The organism is Arthrobacter sp. SD1074B (assembly GCF_056780195.1).
The window spans coordinates 1-7,730 of the sequence record NZ_JBRAZT010000002.1 but is presented as its reverse complement, the minus strand read 5'-3'; the positions used below and the strand labels follow the sequence as shown (position 1 = coordinate 7,730).

Genomic DNA, 7,730 nt, shown 5'->3' with positions numbered 1-7,730 from the left:
CTGGTAACCGTCCGTATTCGATCTGGAACTATTCGGCGGCTTCCAAACGGGAGTCTGCAGAGAGGCGGACGCGTCAGTACAGGCACGTGGCTTCCGGAGCGCGGCCGGCTTCTACGCTTTTCGGGTCTCTGGCAGACTTTGGTGCATGGCTAATGACTGGGAGGCGCGGGTTAAGAGCTTTTGGGCCGATGCCGATGACGCCGACGATGCTGCGATGCTGACGGCGATGGGGGCTCTGGTCGGTGAGCGGCCGGCCGACGATGCTGCGGCGGTCTATGAGTGGGCTTCGGTGCAGGATTACCTTGGACGTGAGTCGGCTGCCATCCCGCTGTATCGACGGGCACTGGACCTCGGGCTCGACGACCCCCGGCGACCCCAGGCTCTCGTCCAGCTGGCCAGCTCTCTTCGAAACGTCGGGGAGGCCGGCGAAGCGATTGGAATACTGGAACAGATGCGTGCCAGTGACATCGTGGGGGACGCGCCCCAGGCCTTTCTGGCACTTGCCCTGTTTGATGCGGGCCGGCCGGGAGACGCCCTCCGGGTCGCTCTGAGCGCTCTCGCAAAGACCCTTCCCGTGTATGAGGGAGCCGTGAAACACTATGCCGGTGAGCTCCCGTCCGGCCATGAGTCCGCCGGCTAATGGGCTTTCGCTGGATACCTTGACCATGGTTCGGCGGCTGCTGCGGCATGCCTTTGGGTGACCTGATAGCTGTAGCCGAGCATTTCGGCAACGAGCGGGGCGGGAACTTCGGTGACGAGCGCGCGGAGGGATGCGTTGCGTGCGCCGAGGAGGTTGATGCCGAGCTCTCTGAGCCGCTCCATGAGGGTGTTGGGGTGGATGCCCTGGCCGGTAGCCCGGGAACAGCCATTCGCTGCCCGAACTGCTGCCGGTGCGCATGTTCGGGCGTGAGGCCAGGTGTTGATTGAGCAGCGATGCGAAGGGCTCCGGGACTGGTGCAGGGTCGCCTTTGCCCAGGGACAGGCGCAGGCCGTCGGGCGTGAGGATCACGTCGTCGCTTCTCATCGCGGCGATCTTCACCACTGGCTGGGCGTAGAGCAGGAGGAAACGTGCCCGCGACCCGGTAGGGCAGAGTGTCGACGTCGTCGGTGAGGCAGGCTTTGAGCATGGCGAGCCGCCGGTCCTGACCCAATACCGGCACGGTCTTGGCCTGCCGGAATCCGATGGTGATGTTGGTGCAGGTCCGGTTCTTGACCGCCCAGACGAAGAAGGTTCTGATGGCGTGTCTGGTGGTGGGGCCGTCGGCCAGCCAGGTGTCGACGTCGGCCTGGACGCAGGAGTCGACGGTCCGTCCGTGGGTGAGTTTGAGCCAGGTGAGGAACTTGATGGTTTCGGTGATTTCCTGCTTCGCGCTGTGGACGGGGCCGCGGGTGGGTTTCCCGTATGTAGACAGGCTCCTGATGCGTCGCAGGTGGTGCCACCGGGCGAAAGACTCGACGGGCCGTCGGATGTCGGCGTCGTCAACGTCCCCCAGCTTGCTGGAGGGGAGCCACCGTTGAAAGAGAGCGAGGTAGTGGTCCCGGTCCGGGAGTAGCTTGTGGTGGGTGAGCAGGCTGCGCATGTGTTCCACCCGCAGGCTTTTCGGCTCCTGATCCAGTGCCTCGTGGCTGAGCGGGATCTCGCCGGTGGCAAGCCGTTGGAGCAGGTCGTGGACACCGGTTTTACGGAGCCACGTGAGGATGCTTTCGGGGCGCTGGGCTCCGCAGAGCGCGCCAAGCAGTATCGTCGCCGTCGCTTCCGATCCCCGGGCATCGTCGACGCGCAACAGGACGGTGAGGTCGTCCCGAAGTGAACAGCGGGCGCACGTGTTCTGGCGGTAGTGCTCGGTTTCCGTGCCGCAGCGTGAGCAGTGGTAGTCCTGGGTGATACCTGCGCGAATCGACACAGACCAGCCTGTGAGGTCCTGGCATGAACAGGGAAGCATGCGCTCTGTTCGGCAGCCGGGGCAGGGCCCGTGCGTACGCATGGCGACAGTGAAGCAGGTCCCGCAGACCCTGCCTTCAGGCCAGCTGGCGCGGTGCCTGCCGGCTGTCCGTGAGCATCTGTCGCAGGTGAAGTTCCCTGTCGTGCGGGGCCGGCCCCGCCTGATGGGCCGCGGGGTGATCTCAGCCGTCATCGCGGATCACGCGGGCGCGTTTGGGACGGATGGTCTTGTTCAGCTCCACGACGTTCGCGTCGGAGGCGGCCTTGCGGACTTTCGCGTCCGCGGCCGTGACGGTGATCAGGTCCTCGGGTCCGCAGCCGAAGATGTCGCAGAGGGCGGCGACCATCATCAGCGAGACGCGTTCCGGGCGCTGGGTGACCAGGCGGTAGACCTGTGAGGCCGACAGTTCGATCCCGCGTTCCTTCAGGAGGGGGCTCAGGTCGGTGCTGTTGTGCAGTCCCCGGGCCGCCATCAGTTCCGGAAGCCGCCAGCGGTAGTCGATCTGTCGTTTCATGAGGTTCAGTCTCCCATTCCGGCCAGCGCGTCCCGGACGGTGGAGTCCAGGGCCCGGCGCAGCGTTTTGACCCTGTAGTCGCTGGAGACCGAGGTGTAGAGGGCGGTGGTCGAGGCGTGCTCGTGGCCGGCCTGGTGCTGGACGAACAGGGAATCCATGCCGGCCTCGATCAGATGCGTGATGTAGGAACGGCGCAGCGAGTGGATGTCCAGGCCGGGGGAGAGGCCCAGATCCTCGCGGTAGCGGTTGAACCGACGGTTCAACGCAGTTTCGGACACGAGCGTGCCGCGTTCGGACGGAAAGAGATCCAGGCCGTCCGTCATGTGTCCGTGGCCGCGTTCCAGCCAGTCGGCGACGATTTCGCCCGACCAGTCAAACACCGTCAGGACACTCCGGCGCTTCGGGGGAGAACCCTTCATGGCCTTCCCGTACCGGACCTGCAGGACCCCGTACTTGCCGAACTCCCGGGCGTGCGGGTTCCGAGAAAAATCGACGGTCTGCAGGTGCCGGACCTCGTTGCGGCGCAGCCCCCAGCAATAGGCCACCTTGAAAAGGACCGCGTCACGATAGGCCGGCAACCAGCCTTTGCGTCCCAGCGACGCGATCCGGTCGACTTCATCGTCGGCGCGGTCAAAGAAGGCCTGCAGCTCGCGGCGGGTGAACGGGCGCCGGCCCGGGGACGATTCAGTGGCCTGGGCGTGGACGGCGGTGTTCCAGTCGAAGCAGACCTGCGAGGGATGCGCCCCGAAATACTGTTCGCAGATCCTGTCCCAGCCGTAGTCAGGGGAAGCCACGTAGGAGCAGAAAGCGCGCAGGGCTGCCTGATAGGACCGGATCGTGGACTGGGCGGCGTGCTTCTCGCTGCGCAGGTCTCCGAAGAACTCATCGACGTGGGCCGGTGTCCACTGCCAGGGGTATTCGTTGGTGGATTCCTGGAACCGCATGACCAGCCGTTCCCGGGACTCGATGGTACCCAGGGCGAGGTTCCGGCTCAGCTGCTGGTTCCGCCATCCGGTGAGCATCTGGGCGAACACCTGATCCTCGGGATGCAGGAACCGCACAGCGCCGAACTCCAGCACCCGGCCGGCAGAATCAACCGCCACAACAATCCTCCCTGACATTGCATTGGATGCATGAATCATGCAATTAATGCAGGATCGTTGCAAATCCGCGGGTAAAAGGCTCATGTTCGACGGAAATAGGTGCCCGGATGGCCGCCCGGATGTCTCCCGCAGGATGCCTCGTGCCACCCAGCGTCGGAGCATTGATGCAGGTCAGGACCAAGAGCTGCTTGTCGGAAGGGTCCGTTGCGACGGCAGAGTGCCTGGTGCCGACGATATTGCATCAGATGCAATAATCACGGTTCAGGTTGACGTAACGTCGATTATCGGCGTTTAAGTGGGACCAGTAGAAGTAGATGAGAAAACTGGTCTCTCTGTGCTTTTAGCCGTTTTTGCAGGTCAGGCTGATGTGGCGATGCCTCGACGTCGATCGGCATGAAAGGGTCGATCCGCGCGCTGCTGCGGCACAACAACGTAATCTCTCATTAAATGAGAGATTTTTGCGTACAGTTTGATCAGTGAGCATCGAACCTGGGCGGATTCCGGCCTTTCTGACCAACGTGAATGTCGGGCTGCTGCGTGCCGAGGATCGTGTTTTCGAGGCGATGTTGGCTGGTTGGCGTGCGCAGATGCTGGCGCGTGGCCTGTCGACGTCGTACATCAAAAGCTCGTGCGGGACAGTCCAGCGGTTCCAGGAGCACGCCAATGAGTATCCGTGGACGTGGACGGCCCATCATGTGGACGAGTTCCTGGCGGACCGGCGCAGCTCAGAGAAGGGTCTGGCGCTGTCGACGTTGAGGGCTAATTCCGGGGCTATCAGGGCGTTTTGCTCCTACCTGACGGACGGGCGTTACGGCTGGGCGTCGTTCTGCGAACGGGTCTTTTCGGACATTCCGGTGCAGGTGGTCTTCGAGTGGAACTCGCCCCGGCATACGACCGATGATGCCGTGCCGGCGCGGCGTCGGGCCTTCACTCGGACCGAACTGCAGACCTTCTTCGACGCCGCCGACGACCTGGTCGACGCCGAGTTCGCCAAGGGTTCAAAACGTTGGCTGCCGGCGCTGAGGGACTCGACGGCGTTCAAGGTCGCTTACGCCTACGGGCTGCGCCGGCGTGAACTGGTGATGCTCGAGTACGTCGATTTCGGCCCGAACCCGCACGTTGAACAGTTCGGACGCTTCGGGGCGCTCCAGGTCCGCTGGGCCAAGGGAACCAAGGGCTCAGGGCCCCGCCGCCGGACCGTGCTCACCGTCCCGGAATTCGACTGGGTGGTGGGGCTCCTCGAGTACTGGCTCTCCCCTGACGGCCGCAAACGATTCCCCACCGCTGACCGGTCAGCCAGCCTCTGGCCATCAGAGCGCTCAGGCTCAACTGTTTACCGCAACTTCGATCGTTCGTTCCAGCGGGTGCGGAAAATCGCAGGGCTCCCGGAAGAACTGACCCTGCACACGCTGAGGCACTCCTACGTGACGCACCTGATTGAAGCCGGTTACGACCCGCTGTTTATCCAGCAGCAGGTCGGACACAGCTACTCCTCCACCACGGCCCTCTATACTTCCGTGTCGGCGGACTTCAAACAGAAGACCATCCAAAAAATGATCGCCCAGCGGCTACGCAAGGGCGACGGCGAGGGGAACAGCCATGGCTGAACAGCGACGGATCGGCTACCGCTGGAACCTCCGGCAGCTCATGGCCCAACGAAACCTCTGGAAAACCACCGAGCTGCTCCCCCTGCTCAAGGCCCGGGGCATCAACCTCTCCAACGCCCAGGTCCACCGGCTCGTCACTGGAACACCCGAGCGCATTCCCGCCCAGACCTTCGCAGCCCTCTGCGACATCCTCGAGTGCACGCCCAACGACCTGTTCGAGCCCTTCGTGCAGATGCGCGCTGCCAAGACCGCGAACGCCCCAAAGCGGCCAGAAGACCTGGGCATCACTCCCGGTGCGCCAATTGCCCGCCGGATCCGGGTTTCTGCCACCGGACGAAGATGACTAGGCCCCGTAAAGCTGGCGACCCCGCAAAATGGCCTGAAGCCTGCGCCCGCTGCGCCGAACACCATCAAATCGCAGTTCGGTGGCCCGACGGCGGAATCTGCGGCTACTGCTACCAACAGGCCAAAAGAACTCGCGGCAGCTGCGCCTGCGGCCACGAGGGAGTCTTGCCCGGCCGCGTCGACACCCTGCCGGCCTGCCGGAAATGCTGCCGGCGTCCACCTCAACGTCGACTGCATCTCATGCGGCAAAGAAGACGAACTACACTCAGGCAACCGATGCTGGTCATGCATCCTTGCCCTGACCGTTGACCGGATCCTCAGCACGCCGGACAACCGGCCGCCCTCCCCGAACTCCGGGCAGTTGGAACCGCTCTGAAGTCCATGAAACGCGCCAACAGCGGACTCACCTGGATCCAGCAACCACACGTCACCGAGTTCCTCCAACAACTCGCCACCGAGCCTGCGATTACCCACGCCCGCCTCGACCAACTCCCGGCATTTCGCGCCCCGCGAATACGTCCGCGGACTCATGGTCGAACACAACGCACTGCCGCGACGAGATGAACTCAGTGCAAGGTTTAGCGACTGGGCCGAGCAGGCCCTCGACCGGATCACCAGCCCAAGCCACCGCGACATCACCCGCCGATACATCCGCTGGCACCACCAGCGCCGCATGAATCAGATGGACGAAGTCACCCGAGGAACGTTCCTGCGGGCCAAACAAGCAGTCACCGTCGCCATCGACCTGCAGAACTGGCTCAGCGAACAAGGCATCGAACTCGCCGAAGTGAACCAGGCACACCTGGACCGATGGCAGGCAGAAGGCCCCACGACGCGAGGCATCGCGTCACGATTCCTCGACTGGGCAATCAGGACAAGCCTCATCGATCCCTCCCTGAAACTGCAGCCCCACCGTCGTGGCACCAGCCCGCGGCTCGACGCCGCCGCTCAGACTGAACTCGTCACCAATCTCAGCCGCACGGCCGACATGAACCCGAGAGACCGCGCAGCAGCCATTCTCATCCTGGTCTTCGGCCAGCAAGTCTCGGACATCGTCAAACTGACCTGGGACAACGTCACCGTGACAGAGGAACTCGTCACCATCACCCTCGGAACCGTCAAAATCGCACTTGCGTCACCGCTCGATGAGCCCTGGCGCGAACTCGCAGCCAAGCCAACCCATCACCAGACAGCAGCGCACCGCAACAGCAACTGGGTATTCCGCGGCGGCTCACCCGGCCAGCACCTACAGGCCTCAACCCTCACTCAACGGCTGAGCACGGCCTTCAGCAGTCGCGCGGCCAGGCTCGGAACCCTCCACGAACTCACCAAACTCGCCCCCGTGGCCATCATCGCCGAAGCCCTCGGCTACTCCCCGGGCACAATCGATCGCCACGCCATCGACTCATCCGCCAACTATGCCCAATACATCGCCATGCGCCGCCCCGTATGAGACACACCGCTACTGCGTTCGTTGGATTACATCAGCGCTTGGAGAACTCACTCCGAGCCTCTCGAAGCGACATCTCCCTCCTGCGGAAATCAACTTGTTGTTGGGCGAGCGTCGCGGTCCCGTAGGACGCGTCTCGGTCAGCTGGAATACCGAGGGCCGTCAAGTACTCAAGAAGTAGGGGTCGATCGAATCGATCCCGAATTCGGCGAGCCGAGTATCGATCCGCTTGTTCGAACTCAAGGGGATCGCCCGACGAGAACCATGTCCACCTGCCATCCGTCGCAGTGGCAGAAATTGACCGGACATACAAAAGTGGTGGCTGACCGGTCGGACCGAAAAGTTCCAACTGAGTTTGACTATGCCCAGGTCCATATGTCGGAACGCAGCTTGCTACGACACAACGAACTCCCAACCGGCGCGACAAAGCTGGAGAGGGTGCGGTCGAATCACCACCATGAAGGAAGTTGTTGATCAGAGCCGTCCAACCACCGCACTCGGCGGCCAGCAGGCGGGTCCACGGCGCCTCGAAGGGAAGCATCAGTGGCAGTGCCTCAGTCAGAGCGATGCCGGTTGCCCTCAACTCCCAGTCATCAGAAAGACTACTCAGGACGCGGGAAAGTGGAGCTTCAAGAAAATGCACGACGGATCCCATGGGGTTGGCTTCCCCACCAAGCAAAACAGTCACAGCATCACGCTATAGGGTCCGCCCAACGAACGGCTTCCGGGAAGCCAACTCGTCCCACATCAACACGTCCCGCTGCCAGT

The 7,730-nt window shown here is 63.2% G+C and carries 8 protein-coding genes; 5 read left to right on the top strand and 3 right to left on the bottom strand.

What is annotated here, in order from left to right; translation table 11 throughout:
• The first annotated feature begins 145 nt into the window (after window positions 1–145).
• Window positions 146–640: a tetratricopeptide repeat protein gene (locus ACUYM2_RS18360; RefSeq protein ID WP_481599822.1), complete on the top strand. Its 495-nt coding sequence runs from the start codon at window positions 146–148 to the stop codon at window positions 638–640.
• On the opposite strand, the gene ACUYM2_RS18355 is transcribed toward ACUYM2_RS18360, so the two are convergent.
• Window positions 637–822, bottom strand: a complete 186-nt coding sequence (locus ACUYM2_RS18355; RefSeq protein WP_481601534.1) for a hypothetical protein — start codon at window positions 820–822, stop codon at window positions 637–639. The genes ACUYM2_RS18360 and ACUYM2_RS18355 overlap by 4 nt on opposite strands.
• Before the next feature lie 737 nt (window positions 823–1,559).
• On the opposite strand from ACUYM2_RS18355, the gene ACUYM2_RS18350 reads away from it, so the two are divergent.
• Window positions 1,560–1,811 (top strand): hypothetical protein, encoded by a 252-nt coding sequence (locus ACUYM2_RS18350; protein WP_481601533.1) that lies wholly within the window; start codon window positions 1,560–1,562, stop codon window positions 1,809–1,811.
• A 313-nt stretch (window positions 1,812–2,124) separates the two neighbouring features.
• On the opposite strand, the gene ACUYM2_RS18345 is transcribed toward ACUYM2_RS18350, so the two are convergent.
• Entirely contained in the window at window positions 2,125–2,457 is a 333-nt protein-coding gene (locus ACUYM2_RS18345) for a helix-turn-helix domain-containing protein (protein ID WP_481599820.1), read from the bottom strand.
• 5 nt (window positions 2,458–2,462) lie between these two features.
• Entirely contained in the window at window positions 2,463–3,560 is a 1,098-nt protein-coding gene (locus ACUYM2_RS18340; RefSeq protein WP_481601532.1) for a tyrosine-type recombinase/integrase, read from the bottom strand.
• A 476-nt stretch (window positions 3,561–4,036) separates the two neighbouring features.
• On the opposite strand from ACUYM2_RS18340, the gene ACUYM2_RS18335 reads away from it, so the two are divergent.
• The 3 genes from ACUYM2_RS18335 (at window position 4,037) to ACUYM2_RS18325 (ending at window position 6,965) form a co-directional block, all read left to right on the top strand.
• Window positions 4,037–5,167, top strand: a complete 1,131-nt coding sequence (locus tag ACUYM2_RS18335) for a tyrosine-type recombinase/integrase (RefSeq protein ID WP_476975974.1) — start codon at window positions 4,037–4,039, stop codon at window positions 5,165–5,167.
• On the top strand, window positions 5,160–5,510 hold the full coding sequence (locus tag ACUYM2_RS18330; protein ID WP_481601531.1) for a helix-turn-helix domain-containing protein: 351 nt from the start codon (window positions 5,160–5,162) through the stop codon (window positions 5,508–5,510). The genes ACUYM2_RS18335 and ACUYM2_RS18330 overlap by 8 nt, the downstream gene beginning before the upstream one ends.
• Window positions 5,511–6,041: 531 nt before the next feature.
• Window positions 6,042–6,965 (top strand): tyrosine-type recombinase/integrase, encoded by a 924-nt coding sequence (locus ACUYM2_RS18325; RefSeq protein WP_481601530.1) that lies wholly within the window; start codon window positions 6,042–6,044, stop codon window positions 6,963–6,965.
• The last annotated feature ends 765 nt before the right edge of the window (window positions 6,966–7,730 follow it).

Excerpts from the sequence above, each read along its gene's own strand:
- ACUYM2_RS18360 (WP_481599822.1), top strand. The coding sequence starts at position 146 with ATGGCTAATGACTGGGAGGCGCGGGTTAAGAGCTTTTGGGCCGATGCC.
- ACUYM2_RS18355 (WP_481601534.1), bottom strand. The coding sequence starts at position 822 with ATGGAGCGGCTCAGAGAGCTCGGCATCAACCTCCTCGGCGCACGCAAC.
- ACUYM2_RS18345 (WP_481599820.1), bottom strand. The coding sequence starts at position 2,457 with ATGAAACGACAGATCGACTACCGCTGGCGGCTTCCGGAACTGATGGCG.
- ACUYM2_RS18330 (WP_481601531.1), top strand. The coding sequence starts at position 5,160 with ATGGCTGAACAGCGACGGATCGGCTACCGCTGGAACCTCCGGCAGCTC.
- ACUYM2_RS18325 (WP_481601530.1), top strand. The coding sequence starts at position 6,042 with ATGGTCGAACACAACGCACTGCCGCGACGAGATGAACTCAGTGCAAGG.